Annotated in this window: 17 protein-coding genes; 13 read left to right on the top strand and 4 right to left on the bottom strand. The window is 63.6% G+C overall.

Annotation, left to right across the window (positions count from 1 at the left end; all coding sequences use genetic code 11):
* The first annotated feature begins 27 nt into the window (after positions 1-27).
* The 10 genes from B5V03_RS11245 to xth all read left to right on the top strand — a co-directional run bounded on the left by B5V03_RS11245 (position 28) and on the right by xth (position 10,028).
* Positions 28-342, top strand: a complete 315-nt coding sequence (locus tag B5V03_RS11245) for an ArsR/SmtB family transcription factor (protein WP_129270108.1) — start codon at positions 28-30, stop codon at positions 340-342.
* Entirely contained in the window at positions 339-695 is a 357-nt protein-coding gene (locus B5V03_RS11250) for an SRPBCC family protein (RefSeq protein ID WP_129270110.1), read from the top strand. The genes B5V03_RS11245 and B5V03_RS11250 overlap by 4 nt, the downstream gene beginning before the upstream one ends.
* Before the next feature lie 41 nt (positions 696-736).
* The gene (locus B5V03_RS11255; protein WP_129270112.1) at positions 737-1,339 is read left to right on the top strand and encodes an ATP-dependent Clp protease proteolytic subunit; all 603 of its coding nucleotides are present in this window, start codon (positions 737-739) and stop codon (positions 1,337-1,339) included.
* Positions 1,340-1,753: 414 nt separating this feature from the next.
* Positions 1,754-2,092: a P-II family nitrogen regulator gene (locus tag B5V03_RS11260; RefSeq protein ID WP_008142813.1), complete on the top strand. Its 339-nt coding sequence runs from the start codon at positions 1,754-1,756 to the stop codon at positions 2,090-2,092.
* A gap of 37 nt (positions 2,093-2,129) precedes the next feature.
* Positions 2,130-3,578: an ammonium transporter gene (locus tag B5V03_RS11265; protein ID WP_129270114.1), complete on the top strand. Its 1,449-nt coding sequence runs from the start codon at positions 2,130-2,132 to the stop codon at positions 3,576-3,578.
* Positions 3,579-3,782: 204 nt separating this feature from the next.
* On the top strand, positions 3,783-4,187 hold the full coding sequence (locus B5V03_RS11270; protein WP_129270116.1) for a GFA family protein: 405 nt from the start codon (positions 3,783-3,785) through the stop codon (positions 4,185-4,187).
* A gap of 208 nt (positions 4,188-4,395) precedes the next feature.
* Positions 4,396-5,610: an aminotransferase class I/II-fold pyridoxal phosphate-dependent enzyme gene (locus B5V03_RS11275; protein WP_164987933.1), complete on the top strand. Its 1,215-nt coding sequence runs from the start codon at positions 4,396-4,398 to the stop codon at positions 5,608-5,610.
* A 9-nt stretch (positions 5,611-5,619) separates the two neighbouring features.
* Complete coding sequence (locus B5V03_RS11280; RefSeq protein ID WP_129270120.1) at positions 5,620-8,097, top strand: DNA translocase FtsK; 2,478 nt, start codon at positions 5,620-5,622, stop codon at positions 8,095-8,097.
* A gap of 152 nt (positions 8,098-8,249) precedes the next feature.
* Positions 8,250-9,005: an outer membrane lipoprotein carrier protein LolA gene (locus B5V03_RS11285; protein ID WP_129271181.1), complete on the top strand. Its 756-nt coding sequence runs from the start codon at positions 8,250-8,252 to the stop codon at positions 9,003-9,005.
* A gap of 207 nt (positions 9,006-9,212) precedes the next feature.
* Positions 9,213-10,028 carry an exodeoxyribonuclease III gene (xth, locus tag B5V03_RS11290; RefSeq protein WP_129270122.1) on the top strand — a complete coding sequence of 272 codons (816 nt, stop codon included), beginning with the start codon at positions 9,213-9,215 and terminating at the stop codon, positions 10,026-10,028.
* A 29-nt stretch (positions 10,029-10,057) separates the two neighbouring features.
* Here xth and B5V03_RS11295 read toward each other — a convergent pair whose 3' ends face one another.
* Together B5V03_RS11295 and B5V03_RS11300 are read right to left on the bottom strand one after the other, a co-directional pair.
* Positions 10,058-10,501: a cyclic nucleotide-binding domain-containing protein gene (locus B5V03_RS11295; protein ID WP_129270124.1), complete on the bottom strand. Its 444-nt coding sequence runs from the start codon at positions 10,499-10,501 to the stop codon at positions 10,058-10,060.
* A gap of 58 nt (positions 10,502-10,559) precedes the next feature.
* Complete coding sequence (locus tag B5V03_RS11300; RefSeq protein WP_008142830.1) at positions 10,560-11,246, bottom strand: response regulator transcription factor; 687 nt, start codon at positions 11,244-11,246, stop codon at positions 10,560-10,562.
* Between the two features lie 202 nt (positions 11,247-11,448).
* Between B5V03_RS11300 and B5V03_RS11305 the strand changes: the two genes are divergently transcribed.
* Positions 11,449-12,018 carry a L,D-transpeptidase family protein gene (locus B5V03_RS11305; protein WP_164987934.1) on the top strand — a complete coding sequence of 190 codons (570 nt, stop codon included), beginning with the start codon at positions 11,449-11,451 and terminating at the stop codon, positions 12,016-12,018.
* 6 nt (positions 12,019-12,024) lie between these two features.
* Entirely contained in the window at positions 12,025-12,810 is a 786-nt protein-coding gene (locus B5V03_RS11310; RefSeq protein WP_129270128.1) for a 2-keto-4-pentenoate hydratase, read from the top strand.
* 167 nt (positions 12,811-12,977) lie between these two features.
* On the opposite strand, the gene B5V03_RS11315 is transcribed toward B5V03_RS11310, so the two are convergent.
* Positions 12,978-13,667: a YggS family pyridoxal phosphate-dependent enzyme gene (locus B5V03_RS11315; RefSeq protein WP_129270130.1), complete on the bottom strand. Its 690-nt coding sequence runs from the start codon at positions 13,665-13,667 to the stop codon at positions 12,978-12,980.
* 109 nt (positions 13,668-13,776) lie between these two features.
* Between B5V03_RS11315 and B5V03_RS11320 the strand changes: the two genes are divergently transcribed.
* Positions 13,777-15,480 carry a diguanylate cyclase domain-containing protein gene (locus B5V03_RS11320; RefSeq protein ID WP_129270132.1) on the top strand — a complete coding sequence of 568 codons (1,704 nt, stop codon included), beginning with the start codon at positions 13,777-13,779 and terminating at the stop codon, positions 15,478-15,480.
* On the opposite strand, the gene B5V03_RS11325 is transcribed toward B5V03_RS11320, so the two are convergent.
* Positions 15,477-16,517 carry a GGDEF domain-containing protein gene (locus tag B5V03_RS11325; protein ID WP_206736151.1) on the bottom strand — a complete coding sequence of 347 codons (1,041 nt, stop codon included), beginning with the start codon at positions 16,515-16,517 and terminating at the stop codon, positions 15,477-15,479. The genes B5V03_RS11320 and B5V03_RS11325 overlap by 4 nt on opposite strands.
* Between the last annotated feature and the right edge of the window lie 5 nt (positions 16,518-16,522).

Raw genomic sequence — 16,522 nt, forward strand, 5'->3', positions numbered from 1 at the left:
CACATAAGCGCGTGCTTATGTGTTGTCATGATCGAAGCCGACATCTTCAAGGCGCTGGCCGACCCGACGCGCCGCAAGGTCTTTGAGAAGCTCGCTGGCGGAAGCCTGAATGCCAGCACTTTGCGCGACGGGTTGGAGATCAGCCAGCCGGCGATGTCGCAGCATCTTTCGGTGCTGCGCGCGGCAGGCCTCGTGCGCGAGCAGCGGCAAGGCCGCTTTGTGAATTACGAAGTCGACCCGGACGGAATCGTTGCCATCGGAGCGTGGCTTGCGCGGTACCGCGCCTATTGGCCGAAGCGCATGGACGCACTCGCCGATCTCTTGAAGGATATGGATCAATGAGCGACGCAGTCGAAGCTGATCGTCCCGACGCAAAGCTGGTGCTCGAATATGAGTTCGACGCACCGCCGGCAAAAGTCTGGCGCGCCGTGACCATTCCTGAATTGCGTGAGCGCTGGCTGCCGGATTGCGACCTTGCGGGCGCCGAGCCGGAAACATCGATCCCTGGCGAAGAGGTGCGCTTCCGGCTTCGTGATTCCGAACCGCCCTATCACGAAAGCCACGTCATCTTCCGGATCGAGCCGAACGTGTCAGGCGGCACCCGCTTTCGCATCATCCAGCAAGCCTGCGACATCGGAACGAAGCTGCCGAAGCCGGCCAACAGCAATTGCTGCCTGATGCGCGCAGCCGCCTGACACCAGCAAGACTTCATCACCTGCAGCCATGGAGGTCGCCGATGCGCGACATGCTTCAGCTCGTCCCTATGGTCGTCGAACAATCAGCGCGCGGCGAACGATCCTTCGACATCTACTCGCGGCTGCTGCGCGAGCGCATCATCTTCCTCAACGGCGAGGTCAATGATGCGATGTCGGGCCTCGTCTGCGCGCAGCTCTTGTTCCTGGAGGCGGAGAATCCGCACAAGCCGATCAACCTCTACATCAATTCCTATGGCGGCGTGGTCACCAGTGGGCTGGCGATGTACGACACCATGCAGTTCATCAAGGCACCGGTTCATACGCTGTGCATGGGCACGGCACGCTCGATGGGCTCGTTCCTGCTGATGGCGGGCGAGCCCGGTCACCGCGCCGCGCTGCCCAATGCCAGCCTCCACGTGCATCAGCCGCTCGGCGGCTTTCAGGGCCAGGCGTCCGACATCCTGATCCATGCCACCGAAATGCAGGAGACCAAGCGGCGCCTCATCCGGCTCTACGCGCAGCATTGCAGGCGCCGCGAGGAGGAGGTGGAGCGGACCCTGGACCGCGACCACTTCATGACCGCGCAGCAGGGGGTCGAATGGGGCCTGATCGACAGGGTGTTCGCGGAGCGTGACGCCGCCTGATCGGCCGACAGCGGCCTCAAGCCGGCGAATTCGTTGCGCGCATTTGCGCGTATCCCGTGAGCACGGCCGCGAAGGGCGCGATAATTTCGCAGCACGGCAAGGCTTCCATCCCATATTTGGATACCTTTCGGCTGCCCGACACATGAGCAGCATTGTGTCGGCAGCCTGTCGTGCCTTCTTTTTGATCAGGCGTGATCACGCAATGAGCGCGACGTAATAGCGCACTGCGCCGCAATACGCGTCAAACGCGAAAACACCCGTTTTCATAGTCCGTTAGGCAAGTCGCCCGATCTGGCACGGCATTTGATTCTATGGGTGCTGGCTGTGCCCGCGTAGTGAACTTTCTCCCTCGTGGCGAACCAGTCGAGAAACGCCCGGCCACGTCCGGACCGGGCCCAAGCGGGGATAGGACCCATGAAAATTGTTATGGCGATTATCAAGCCATTCAAGCTGGAAGAAGTCCGTGACGCCCTGACCGCCATCGGCGTTCACGGTCTTACGGTGACGGAAGTCAAGGGATATGGCCGTCAGAAAGGCCATACGGAAATCTATCGCGGCGCCGAATATGCCGTGAGCTTCCTGCCCAAGATCAAGATCGAGGTCGCTGTCGCCTCCGACCAGGTCGACAAGACCATCGACGCCATCACGTCCGCCGCGAAAACCGGACAGATCGGTGACGGCAAGATCTTCGTCATCAACCTCGACCATGCGGTTCGCATCCGCACCGGCGAGGCCGATGCCGCGGCCCTCTGATTTCGCGCTCAACCTTTACCAATCAGGAGTGAATACAATGACGTTTAAGCGTCCCTATGGCGCGGGATTGGCGGCTCTCGCAGTCGGCCTGTTCGCTGCGACCGCAGCCTATGCCGAGCCAACGGTCAACAAGGGAGACAACGCCTGGATGCTGACATCGACAGTGCTCGTGCTGTTGATGACGATCCCCGGCCTCGCGCTGTTCTACGGCGGCCTCGTCCGTTCCAAGAACATGCTCTCGGTTCTGATGCAGGTGTTCTACACCGTCTGCGTCGTCACCGTGATCTGGGCTGTGTACGGCTACAGCCTCGCTTTCACCGGCGGTTCCGACTTCATCGGCGGCTTCTCCAAGGCCTTCATGATGGGCGTCACCACCGACTCGAAGGCCGCGACCTTCTCGGTCGACGCCAACATCTCGGAACTCGTCTATGTGTGCTTCCAGATGACCTTCGCGGCGATCACGCCCGCCCTCATCGTCGGCGCCTTCGCCGAGCGCATGAAGTTCTCGGCGATCGCCCTCTTCATCCCGCTCTGGGTCACGCTGATCTACTTCCCGATCGCGCACATGGTCTGGTACTGGCCCGGCCCGGACGCGATCCAGGATGCGGCCAAGGCTCTTGCTGCTGCGGCTGATGGCGCAGCGAAGACCGCGGCTCAGGCCAAGCTCGACGAGATCAACGCCGACGCCGGCTGGATCTTCAAGAAGGGCGCGATCGACTTCGCTGGCGGCACCGTGGTGCACATCAACGCCGGCATTGCAGGTCTCGTCGGCGCTCTCCTGATCGGCAAGCGCACCGGCTACGGCAAGGAGCTGATGGCTCCGCACTCGCTGACCATGTCGATGATCGGCGCCTCGCTGCTCTGGGTCGGCTGGTTCGGCTTCAACGCCGGCTCCAACCTCGAAGCCAACGGCGGCGCTGCCCTTGCCATGACCAACTCCTTCGTCGCCACCGCAGCCGCCGCGCTGTCGTGGATGTTCGCGGAGTGGATCGTGAAGGGTCATCCCTCCGTGCTCGGCGTCATTTCCGGCGCTGTCGCGGGCCTCGTGGCCGTCACCCCTGCCGCCGGCTTCTCCGGCGTGATGGGTGCGATCGTCCTCGGTCTCGTGGTCGGCGTGGTCTGCCTGTTCTTCTGCACCGTCGTGAAGAACGCGCTCGGCTACGATGACTCGCTCGACGTGTTCGGCGTGCACTGCATCGGCGGCATCGTCGGCGCTCTCGGCACCGGCATCCTGGTGAACCCGGCCCTCGGCGGCGCGGGCATCATCGACTACACGGCGATCCCGCCGAAGGTTGCCGATTACGACTTCACCGCGCAGATGATCTCCCAGATCGAGGCCGTCTGCACCACGCTGGTGTGGTCGGGCATCGGTTCGGCGATCCTCTACAAGGTCGTCGATGTGATCGTTGGCCTCCGCGCCAATGTCGAGACCGAGCGTGAAGGTCTCGACATCACCGAGCACACCGAGCGCGCCTACAACATGTAACGATCCTCCCGGGCGCGGCTCTCCTCGGGGCCGCGTCCACAACTACGGTTTGGGCACATACCCGGCAATGCCCCGACCGTTGAGGGGCTCCAGCGCAAGTTGGAGCCCCTTTCTTTTTGTCTCGCGCGCAGAAGAAAACGATTGCCATTCCAGATTGCCGGCGCAGAAATAGCGACCACAACGAAAAACAATCGGGAGGTCGTCATGCGTTTGGAAGGCGGATGCTATTGCGGCGAAGTGCGCTATGTCGCCGAGGGCGATGCGATGATGCAGGCCCAGTGTCATTGCCGCGAGTGCCAGTACATCTCGGGCGGTGCGCCCAACACCTTCATCGCGATGCCGGCGGCCGGCTTCAGTTACATCACCGGACAACCCAAGCAGTTCACCCGCAAGGACCTCGAGCGCGCCGTCACGCGCGAATTCTGCGCCGAATGCGGCACGCATCTGGTGACGAAGGTTCCGGGCCTGCCCGCCGCAATCCTGAAGGTCGGCACGCTGGACGAGCCAAACCAGTTCCAGCCGCAGATGGCGATCTACACCTGCGACAAGCAGGAATTCCACGCGATCCCCGCAGGCATGGCGACGTTCGAGAAGCTGCCGGGGCACTAGCCGCGCCTATACCGCGAAACTCGTCATGCCCGGGCTTGTCCCGGGCATCCACGTTTCAGGGACGCGGCCGGGTCACGCAAATGACTCTTGATAGCGCGGAAAGCCGATGGTTAATCGCGTCTTAACCTCGCCCTATCTATGGTGAACTGAACCGCTTCCCGCCGGCGCCTTGGTGCGACCGGCTGTTCCAAGAGTACTGGCGCCCAGAATGGCTATGACCGCTTCATCCCGTGCGCCGCAGGGCGGTGGTAGCTCCGATTCAGCACGCTCGCCCTTTGTCCGGCTGAACGAGCTGTTGGCGCCGCATCAGCCCGGCAAGCCCTTGATTTCGCTCGCGGTCGGCGAGCCGCAGCATCCGGTGCCCGATTTCGTCGGCCCGGTGCTCGCCAAGCACATCGCCGATTTCGGCCGTTATCCGATGAACCAGGGCACCGAGCCGTTCCGGAATGCAGCGAGCGCCTGGTTATCATCACGCTTCAGGCTGCCGCGCGCGCTCGACCCCAAGAGCGAGATGCTCGTCCTTAATGGCAGCCGAGAGGGGCTGTTCCTCGCCGCGATCGCGGCAGCGCGCTATGTCGGCCCGAAGCCCGGCAAGCCCGCTATCCTGATGCCGAACCCGTTTTATCCGGTCTATGGCGCCGGCGCCGGTGCCGCAGCTTGCGAACAGGTCTATCTGCCGACCACCGTCGAAAACGGCTTCCTGCCCGATCTCGACGCGATCGACGAAACGACGCTGGCGCGCACCGTGGCGTTCTATCTGGCCTCGCCAGCCAATCCGCAGGGCTCGGTCGCATCGCGCGATTATTTCACGCGCCTGAAGCAACTCGCCGATCGCTACAACTTCATGATCCTCAGCGACGAGTGCTACTCCGAGATCTACACCCGCGAGGCCCCCGGCAGCGCGCTCGAATGCGCCGGCCCCGATTTCACCCGCGTGGCCGCGTTCCAGTCGCTGTCGAAGCGCTCCAATCTGCCGGGCCTGCGTGTCGGCTTCGCCGCCGGGGACAAAAAATTCATCGGCATGTTCCTGGAGCTGCGCAACATCGCAGCGCCCCAGGTGCCGGTGCCGCTCCAGCATGTCGCAACCGTTGCCTATGGCGACGAAGCGCATGTCGAGGAGAACCGCAGGCTCTACCGGATCAAGTTCGATCTCGCCGACCAGATCATCGGCAATCGTTACGGCTATCGCCGGCCCGACGGCGGCTTCTGCGTCTGGCTCAACACGTCCGAGCTCGGCGACGACGTGTCGGTGTGTCTAAGACTCTTCAAGGAAGCAGGCGTGCGCGTGGTGCCCGGCAGCTTTTTGGCGCGGCTCCAGCCCGACGGCTTCAATCCCGGCGCAGGCTACATTCGCCTCGCGCTGGTGCAGGATGGGGAGACCACGGCGGCGGCGCTGCATCGCCTGGTCGAGACTCTGGGTTAGGCGGGGCCCGTGAGCATGTCGGCAATCGAACGTGTCATTCCACTGGTGGGCCATCTGCCGCCGTCGATCCGCGAGGCGTTGACGCGACGCGTGCGCGAGCTCACCGGCTTCGGCCTGATCACGCTGTCGGGCCTCGCCTCGGCGGCGATGATGACCTGGTCGGTGCAGGATCCGAGCCTCAGCCACGCCACCTCGCGGCCGATCCGCAACATCCTCGGCTATGCCGGCGCAATCGGCGCCGACCTTGCGATGCAGATCCTCGGGCTCGGCGCGATCATGCTGGTTCTGACCGTTGCGGTCTGGGGCTGGCGGATGATGACGCATCGCCCGTTCGACCGCGAAGCGCTACGGCTCGGCTGCTGGATCCTCTGCACGGTGATCGCGGCAGGCTTTGTCAGCTGCTGGCCGCATGGCGGCGCATGGCCGCTGCCGACCGGTTTAGGCGGTGTGGTCGGCGATGCGCTGGTACGCGCGCCTGCGGTGATTTTCGGGCCACCCGGCACGATCTATCGCACGGTGCTCGGTGTGATCCTGTTCGCAGGCATGGCCGCGACTTTCCTGATCGCCTGCGGTCTCGGCGCGCGCCAGCACGACGAGGAGCTCGCGGACATCGAGGATGACGACAAGCCGCTCGACGAAAACGAAGAGAGCGATCGCGGCTCGGTGTCACTGGGCTGGTTGTTCCATGCGCTGATGAGTACCAAGGCACGACTGATCTGGCTGTGTGGTGCCGCTTACCGTTCACTGGTTTCGAGCGGGCCGAAGACCAAGGCCGTTGCGTTCAGCCGCCATGAGCCGAATCTCGGCGGCGGCCGCGCGGCACCACCGATCTCGCCGCAGTCCGAAGATGAGGACTACGAGGAGGAGCACGAAGAAGAGGAAGACGAGGAGGAAGACGAAGAGCCCGCCGCGCGTGCCCCACGCAAGAAAGCTGCGCCAAAAGCGGCTTCCAAAAAATCCTCCGACAAGTTCGAGCTTCCGTCCGTCTCCGTGCTGGCCGCGCCCAAGGCCGGCGATCGCCAGCCGCTCAGCAAGGCCGAGCTGGAAGCCAATTCGCGCGCGCTGGAAGGCGTGCTGCAAGATTTCGGCGTGCGCGGCGAGATCGTGAAGGCCAATCCGGGTCCGGTGGTCACGCTGTACGAGCTGGAGCCGGCGCCCGGCATCAAGTCGTCGCGCGTGATCGGCCTCGCCGACGATATCGCGCGATCGATGAGCGCGCTGTCGGCGCGCGTCGCGGTCGTGCCCGGCCGCAACGCCATCGGCATCGAGCTGCCAAACGCGCATCGCGAAAAGGTCTATCTGCGCGAACTGCTGGTCACCAAAGAGACTGTCGATTCGGTTGCGAAACTTCCGCTCTGCCTCGGCAAGACTATCGGCGGCGACCCCGTCATCATCGACCTCGCGCGCACGCCGCACATGCTGATCGCCGGTACCACCGGCTCCGGCAAATCGGTCGCCATCAACACCATGATCCTCAGCCTGGTCTACCGGCTGCGCCCCGATCAATGCCGGCTGATCATGGTCGATCCGAAGATGCTCGAACTCTCCGTCTATGACGGCATTCCCCATCTGCTCACCCCCGTCGTGACCGACCCGAAGAAGGCGGTGGTCGCGTTGAAATGGGCCGTGCGCGAGATGGAAGAGCGCTACAAGAACATGGCCAAGCTCGGTGTGCGCAACATCGACGGCTACAACACGCGCCTGCTCGAATTGAAGGCCAAGGGCGAAGAGCCGACGCGCACGGTGCACACCGGCTTCGACAAGGAGACCGGCAAGGCGATCTACGAGGAAGAGAAGCTCTCGCTCGATCCGCTGCCCTACATCGTCATCATCGTCGACGAAATGGCCGATTTGATGATGGTCGCCGGCAAGGACATCGAAGGCGCGGTGCAGCGCCTCGCGCAGATGGCGCGCGCCGCTGGCCTGCATGTGATCCTGGCGACGCAGCGTCCGTCCGTGGACGTCATCACCGGCACCATCAAGGCGAACTTCCCGACCCGCATCGCCTTCCAGGTCACCTCCAAGATCGACAGCCGCACCATTTTGGGCGAAATGGGCGCCGAGCAGCTGCTCGGCCAGGGCGACATGCTCTACATGGCCGGCGGCGGCCGCATCAGCCGCGTGCACGGACCGTTTGCGTCGGACGACGAAGTCGAGAAGGTGGTGCGCCACCTCAAGACGCAGGGCCAGCCGGAATATCTTGAAGCTGTTACCGCCGAAGAGCCGACTGAGGACGAGGACGGCGGCGCCGTGTTCGACGCCAGCGGCATGGGCGCGGATGGCGGCGGCGATCTCTTCCAGCAGGCCGTTGCCATCGTCAAACGCGACCGCAAGGCTTCGACCAGCTACATCCAGCGCCGGCTCCAGATCGGCTATAACCGCGCCGCATCGCTGATGGAGCGGATGGAACTGGAAGGCATCGTCGGCCCCGCCAACCACGCCGGCAAGCGCGAGATTCTGGTCGAGGAAGAAGACAGCCATATGTGAGGCGAGGGGCCTCAAAACATGATTTCACGCGAAATCGTTATCTGCTTTTGCCCGAAATCACGCTAAAAAGGCGCCCAGCCATACAGGACGACGCGTTGATCAGACATCCGGACATTCGATTCGCTGCCACCATCGCCGCGCGAAGCGCGCGCGTGGCCGGCGTGCTTCTCGTCACCGCCGCGATGGTGACCGCGGCGTCGTTCGCGCAAAGCGTGCCCGTGCCGAAACCCGCGCCGAAGGGCCGCGATGCCGGAGCATCGGCCGGCGGGCCGGCTGTCACGGGCGCGACCCAGACGCCGCCGAATCCGGTCATCCCCGATCCGCGCCGCAACGTCCCGAGCAGCATCTTCCAGACCTTTGATGCCAACCAGAAGGCACAAGCGGCCAAGGTCAGCGCCTATCTGTCGTCGCTGTCGACGTTGGTCGGGAATTTCGTCCAGGTCGGCCCCGACGGCAGCAAGACGCAAGGCGATTTCTACATCCAGAAGCCCGGTAAGGTGCGTTTCGAATATGACGCGCCAAGCCCGATCGACATCGTCGCCGACGGATCCTCGCTGGTGGTGCGCGACCGCAAGCTCGCGACCCAGGATGTCTATCCGCTGTCGCAGACGCCGCTGCGCTTCCTGCTGTCCGACCGTATCGATCTGATGAAGGACACCAACGTCGTCAGCGTCTCCGCCGACGATATCTTCGTCAGCGTCACCATCGAAGAGAAGCAGGCGCTGGTCGGCACCAGCCGCCTGATGCTGATGTTCGGTGCCAAGGACGGCCAGTTGAAGCAGTGGACCGTCACCGACCCGCAGGGCTACGACACCACGATCGCGGTCTACAATCTCGACGCGACCAAGAAGCTCGATCCCGGCATGTTCAAGATCGACTTCACCAACTACGGACCGTCGCCGGGCTAGGTCTCGTGTCCCGGACGCGCTGCAACGCTCTTGGCGTTGCTGCGCAGAGCCGGGATCCAATGCGCGGCTCAGATGGGCCCCGGCTCAGCAGCGCGTCACTTCGTGCCGCGCAGCGTCCGGGGCACGAGAGATTGTCGTGGATGGCCGAACCGGCCTATAGCGCACAGGTGCTTTCCCCACGCCGATCCATGCTAAGACGCAGCCCTCATGCGTTTTTCCCTGACAACCTGGAACATCAATTCGGTGCGGCTGCGCATCGATTTGGTCGCGAAATTCCTCAAGAGCGCGCGGCCTGACGTGCTGTGCCTCCAGGAGACCAAGTGCATCGACGATGCCTTTCCGCTCAAGCGCTTCAAGCGGCTCGGCTATGAGCACGTCGCGCTGAACGGGCAGAAGGGCTATCACGGCGTCGCCATCGTCTCAAAGATTCCGTTCGAGTCCACCGACATCCGTACCTTCTGCGACAAGGTGGATTCGCGCCACATCTCGGTATCGTTCGGCGGGAAGGCCAGTATCGCAAAGCCGCTGGTGCTGCATAATTTCTACGTGCCCGCCGGCGGCGACATTCCCGATCCCGCGCTGAATGAAAAATTCGACCACAAGCTCCGCTTCCTCGACGAGATGAAGGCGTGCGAGCCGCTGCATCCGCGCGGTGAGGATCGCCACATCCTGGTCGGCGATCTCAACGTCGCCCCTCACGAGAACGACGTGTGGTCGCACAAGCAGCTTTTGAAAGTGGTCTCGCACACGCCGGTTGAGACCGAGAAGCTGCAAGCGGCGCTCGCAGCCGGCGAATGGATCGATGTCGCGCGCGAGCGCATCCCGATGTCGGAAAAGGTCTATACGTGGTGGAGCTACCGCTCCGCCGACTGGACCGTCGGCGACCGCGGCCGCAGGCTCGATCACATCTGGGTCTCGCGCGCGCTGAAGGATGCGGTCAGCGATTTCAAGATTCTTCGCGACGCGCGGAGCTGGGAGCGTCCGTCGGATCATGTCCCGGTGACGGTGACGCTGGAAGTCTGAGGTCCCGTAGCCCGGATGGAGCGAAGCTCTCAGCTGGTCAGCTTCGCACCTGCCATCAATATATCGCTCGCAATCTGGCTGGAGCGCACCGCGAATTCGTCGCGGAGACGAACGGCGGCGGCGGGATCGCTTTCGAGCACGCGCTGGAACAGGCTGCGCGCGACGCGGATGACGGAGGCATGCTCCAGCGCGGTCGCGCTCGACGGCCGCTTCATCGGCACCACCAGCGCGAGCTCGCCGATCAGCGCGCCGGGACCTGCGATCATCTCGGCGCCGGCGCCGTCATCGACCCGGAAGGTGCCGCGCTGGACCACGTAGCCGGCATCCGCATCATCACCGAGATTGAACAGGGTGTCGCCGCGGACGAAGTTACGCTGCTCGGAGCCGATCGCCAGCATGCGCAACGAGGCATCTCCCAACAGGCGCAGTGTCGGGACACGCTCGAGAAGCGCTACGTCGTCGTCGATTGACATTCAGATCCGAGGTTCAAGGGCACGCGATCTAAAACGATTCGCACACCCTTGGAACGTATCACGGCACCAGCTTGTAGCCACCGGCTTCCGTGACCAGGATCTCCGGGTTGGCGGCGTCCTTCTCGATCTTCTGGCGGAGGCGGTAGATGTGGGTTTCCAGCGTGTGGGTGGTGACGCCGGAATTGTAGCCCCAGACCTCCTGCAGCAGGGTCTCGCGCGACACCGGCATCTGGCCAGCCCGGTAGAGGAAGCGGAGGATGGCGGTTTCCTTCTCGGTCAGCCGGACTTTTCGCGCATTGGCCGCGGTCAGCATCTTGGAGCCCGGGCGGAAGGAATAGGGGCCGACCGAAAACACCGCGTCCTCGCTGGCCTCGTGCTGGCGAAGCTGGGCGCGGATGCGAGCCAGCAGCACGGCGAAGCGGAAAGGCTTTGCGACATAGTCGTTGGCGCCGGATTCCAGGCCCAAAATCGTGTCGGAATCGGTGTCATGCCCGGTCAGCATGATGATCGGGGCCTTGAAGCCGCCCTTGCGCAGGGAGCGGACCACTTCGCGGCCGTCGGTATCGGGCAGGCCGACATCCATCAGGACGAGATCGGGGGAATTGGCCTTTGCGGCGCTGGCACCCTTGGCGCCGGTATCGACGGCGGAGGCTTCGAATTCTTCGTGCAGCGATAATTGCTCCACCAACGTATCGCGCAGATCGGTATCGTCATCCACGATCAGGATCTTGCGGGCATTGGCCATAGGGGGTCATCCTTTTGGGGTCCGGCGCGGCGCGCATCCATGCTGCACCCAGCCGAGAGGGAAGTTTAGGGGTCGCCGTTATTATTGTTGTTCGTCTTGAAGTAGTGGGCTGTTACCGATTCACAAGCCAGAACCACTCTAACTCAAAATAGCAGGGCGTTTTGATGAATGTCCTGTAATGAATTCGACATCGCACGTTCACATGAAAAACAAAGCTGTGTCAGTTAGTTATAGCCGAAATCGGAGCTCCGGACCACTCTCCGCGATCCGCGTTAAGCCTGCCGCCGGGAATCCACGCCGGGGCTGGCTGACGGCCGGAGCGCTCACCATTCCGGTGGCCCTGGGGCGCGGCGGCATTTTGGCCAACAAGCGCGAGGGCGATGGCGGCACGCCCAGGGGCAGTTTTCGTCCCAGGCAATTGTGGTGGCGGGGCGACCGGCACAGCCGTCCCAGGACTTTTTTGCCGGCGAGGACCATCGGCGACCTAGATGCCTGGTGCGAGGACCCCAACGACCGCCATTACAATCAGGCTATCCGGCTCGACCGGGAGCAGGGCGGTGACCGGCTCAAACGGGCCGACCATCTCTATGACTTCATCATCGAAATCGACCACAACACCAGGCCGCGCATCGCCGGCCACGGCAGCGCGGTGTTCTTGCACCTCGCCCGCGACAATTTCGGGCCGACCGCGGGCTGCGTCTCCATGACCAGGGCGGCGATGCTACAATTGCTGCGGCGGCTGGGACCAAAAACAAAAATCATCATCGGGTGAAGGCACATGCTCGACAAGGATCAGATCGCCACCGCTTCGCACGTCCTCGTCAAACATTGGCGTGACGGCACCAAGTGTGATGCGCTGGAGGCAAAGTTGCGACCACAGAGCCGCGCTGATGGTTATGCCGTGCAGGCCGTGCTCGAGACCCAATCGCTTGGAAACCTGTTCGGCTGGAAGATCGCGGCGACTAGCGAATCGGGACAGAAGCACATCAATGTCGCGGGACCGCTGGCCGGTCGCATCATGAGCGACACATTGATTGCCGATGGCGGCACCGTTCCGATGAAGGGCAACGAGATGCGCGTCGGCGAGCCCGAGTTCGCCTTCCGCATGGGCCGCGATCTGCCGCCGCGCGCGGCATCCTACACCGTCGATGAGGTGCTGGCCGCCGTCGACAGCTTGCATCCCGCAATCGAGATTCCGGATTCGCGCTTTTCCGATTTCGCCGGCGCCGGTGAGGCGCAGCTCATCGCCGACAATGCCTGCGCGCATCTGTTCGTGCTGGGCGCGGCGACATCGGCGAATTGGCGCGCGATGGATCTCGTCGAGGAACGGCCGCAGATCACGCTGCGCGGCCAGCACTATCTCGGCCATGGCAAGAACGTGCTCGGCGATCCCCGCGTTGCGCTCGCCTGGCTTGCCAACGAGCTGCGCGGGCTCGGCATCACCTTGCGGGCAGGGCAGGTGGTCACGACAGGCACATGCCATCCGCCGCTGCCGATCCGGGCCGGCGATCATTTTGCGGTGGATTTTGGGGTGTTGGGGAAGGCGTCGGTGGGGTTTGTGTAGGCCGCCACGCACTCCGCTGTCATTGCGAGCGCGCCTCTCTCCACGCGTCATTGCGAGCGAAGCGAAGCAATCCAGAGTCCCTCCGCGGAAAGATTCTGGATTGCTTCGCTTCGCTCGCAATGACGAAATCGAGAGTTCGTATGGCGCGCGGCCGTCGATGACGGCTCCTACCTATGCCCGAAGATCGCACTCCCCACCCGGACATGCGTGGCACCTAACATGATGGCTGTGGCGAAATCCGCGCTCATGCCCATTGAGAGCTTCTTCAAACCGTTGCGCGCGGCGATCTTGGCGGTCAGCGCGAAATGGGCGGCCGGCGGTTCGTCAACCGGCGGGATGCACATCAACCCCGAGATCGTCAGCCCGTAGGTGTCGCGACAGCTCGCGAGGAAGGCATCGGCCTCGCCCGGCGCGACGCCGGCTTTCTGCGGCTCCTCGCCGATGTTGATCTGGACGAACAGTTCCGGGTGCTTTTTCTGGGATTCGATTTCTTTGGCTAACGCCTGGCAAATGCTCGGACGGTCAACCGAATGGATGGCATCGAACAGCGCCACCGCCTCTTTCGCCTTGTTGGATTGCAGTGGCCCGATCAGATGCAGCACGATACCGGAGTAAGCAGACGTTAACGCCGGCCATTTGCCTTTGGCCTCCTGCACCCGATTCTCACCAAATACGCGCTGTCCAGCGGCGATGACCGGGGTAATTGAATCCGCGTCGAAAGTTTTCGACACCGCGATCAGCGTGACGGAGGTGCGATCGCGACGCGCTTCCTTGCAGGCGCGTGCAATTTCGGCCTCGACCGCGGCGAGCCCGTTTGGTGAATGGCCGGTTACCGGCGCGGCGTTTTCTTCTGTCATGACGTCGGATCGGACCGGATTGTTGCGGTGCTGTTTCTAATTTTACCGAGTTCAAGAAAGAGTTTTTGAACCCTTCGCTTTACCTTAGCCCGCGGGGTGGGCAGCGGATATGGCAAAACTCAGTTTCAACCGCAAACGAGCGAAACTCAAGCAGGTTCTCGGAATCCGGGCGCGCCTCGCGTTGCTCGCGGTGATTCTGGTGACGCCCTTGATGTTCGAGCGCGTCCGCTCGCTCGAAGACACCCGCGCGAAGCAGATCGCGCAGGCCGCGGCCGAATTCACCACCGTTGCAAGACACAGCGCCGATGCACAGCGCGAGGTGATCTCGTCGGTCGAGACCATCCTGAAATCGGAAGCCTTCATCCGCGCCTCCGCCGGCGGCATCAGCAAGAGCTGCGACGTGCTGCGCGCGAGCCTGCCGTCGAACCTGCCCTGGATCCGCACGCTTCTCATCGCCGGTCAGGACGGACGCATCCAGTGCGCCACCAACAACATGTATGTCGGCCTCGATCTCAGTGACCGGCCCTACTTTCAGCAGGCGCAGGAAACCGGCCGTTTCGTGCTGAGCGATTTCATCCTGTCGCGGCCGGTGCCGTCGCCGACCGTCATGGCGGTTTACCCGGTGTCTGCGTTCAGCGGCGTCGCCGATGCCGTCGTGCTCGCCACCGTGAACCTCGACTGGATGTCGAAGGTCATGAACAATCTCGGCGGCCGTGCCGGCATCACGGCCGTGCTGGTCGACAGCGCCGGCACCGTGCTGGCCGCACCGGCTGACCAGTACAGCGCGATCGGCCGTCCCCTCGACAACATGCCGCTGATGTCGGCGATTGCCGACAAGGCGCTGCGGTCGGACCAGGACGAAGGCTCGCTCTCTTTCCTCGCCGCCGACGGCTCCCGCCGCGCGGTGAGCTATATCCGCATCGCCGGCACCAACGCTCGCCTGATCGCCAGCATCGACGAGGACAAGGTGTCCGCGGCGGTCAGCCGCGACATCCGCACCGCCTATCTCCAGCTCGCTTTCGTCGTCGTGTTCGTCCTGCTTGGCGCGCTCATCGCCGCTGAAAAGCTCGTGATCAAGCCGATCGAGATGCTGGCCGACATGGCCAAGCGCCTCGGCGAGGGCGACCTGTCGGCGCGCGCGGCGCGCAATCGCCTGCCGGCCGAGTTCGTGCCGCTGGCGCGCGCCTTCAATGCGATGGCCGCGCAGCTCAGTCAGCGCGAGCGCGAGCTGATCGCAAGCAATGACCGCCTGACCGTGATGGCCTCGATCGACATGCTGTCGGGCCTCGCCAACCGCCGCGGCTTCCAGAGCCGGCTCGACTTCGAGTGGATGCGCGCGCAGCAATATGGCAGCGACCTCGCGCTGCTGATGATCGACGTCGACCACTTCAAGCTCTTCAACGACACCTACGGCCATCTCGAAGGCGATTCCTGCCTGACCAGGCTCGGCGAATCGCTCTCCGGCATCGCCGCCGACACGATGGGCTTTGCGGCGCGCTATGGCGGCGAGGAATTCTGCCTGCTGCTGCCGAACACCGATGTGAACCGCGCCGTCGAGATCGGCGAACAGGCGCGCGCGGCCGTGCTGAGACTTTGCCTGCCGCACATCACCTCCGCCCATATGATCGTCACCGTTTCGATCGGCGTCGCCGCGACGAAGCCGAATGAGAGCCTGCGCCCCGGCGACCTGATCGAAGCCGCCGACGCCGCGCTCTACGCCGCAAAGCACCGCGGCCGCAACAACGTCGTCGAGCACGGCATCATGGTGATCGACCACGGCGCAACGGATATGATGCTGGCGGCGAGCGCCTAGCCCGCAGCTCCGACGCGATCGACCTCGGCTTCCGTCACCACGCGATTACGGCCGCCGCCCTTGGCGAGATAGAGCGCGCGGTCGCAGCGCTCGATGAGATCGGTGATCGCTTCACCGGACCGATACTGCGCCACACCGATCGACACGCTGATGCTGGGCAGGATTTCGCCGGTCGAGCGGCGCGTGATCGTGCATTCGGCGATCGCGCGCCTGATGCGCTCGGCGACCACGGCGCAAGTGGCGAGATCGGCACCCGGCATCACGGTGATCAGCTCCTCCCCGCCATAGCGGGCCGGCAGATCCGGCTCGCGAACCTTTTCGCGCAACACCTTCGCCATCAGACGCAGCACCTGGTCGCCGACACCGTGGCCGAAATCGTCGTTGAAAGCCTTGAAGTGATCGATGTCGAGCATCAACACGCTGAGCGGCTCGCCCCAGTCCGCAGTCACCTGCGCCTTGCGCAGGAATTCGTCGAGTGCCCGCCGGTTCGCCAGCCCCGTCAGCGTGTCGGTCCGCGCACGCTCCTCGGATTTGGACAGCGAATCCCTGATGACGTCGAGCTCGCGGGCCTTTTCAGCAAAGCCCGCCTCCAGACGCGTCGTCCGCGTGGCGGCACGGGCCAGCTCGTCCATGAGTTGGGCGACCAGCGCCTTCGGGTTGACACCGGCCTTGCCCTGGTCGGCGACCCCGCTGATCGCCTGCATCTGCGAATGGTTGTCGGCGATCGCAGTCGCCAGAAACTCCTTCGCGGCGCCCATCAGGGCATGGAGCCGCTCCGACGTCCCGATGGCGGCGGCCTGGGGCGCGACGTAGGTCTCGAACAGATCCTGATTGGTCCTGATATCGAAGGGACGGTTATGGTCGATCAGGAGATCGATGGCGTTGCGCAAATCGTCATGGCTGCCTGCGAAATATTGGAACCAGACGGCAAAATTGGTCGGCGTCGGCGGAATCCGCTGTTCGGCCATGCTCCGCACCGCCCGTCCGGCGATGGACGCGGCGTAGTCGTAATCGAGATCGTCGAAGCCTGAATCCATCGCCT

It is taken from the genome of Bradyrhizobium betae, from assembly GCF_004123905.1.
GTDB classification, from domain to species: Bacteria; Pseudomonadota; Alphaproteobacteria; order Rhizobiales; family Xanthobacteraceae; genus Bradyrhizobium; species Bradyrhizobium betae_A.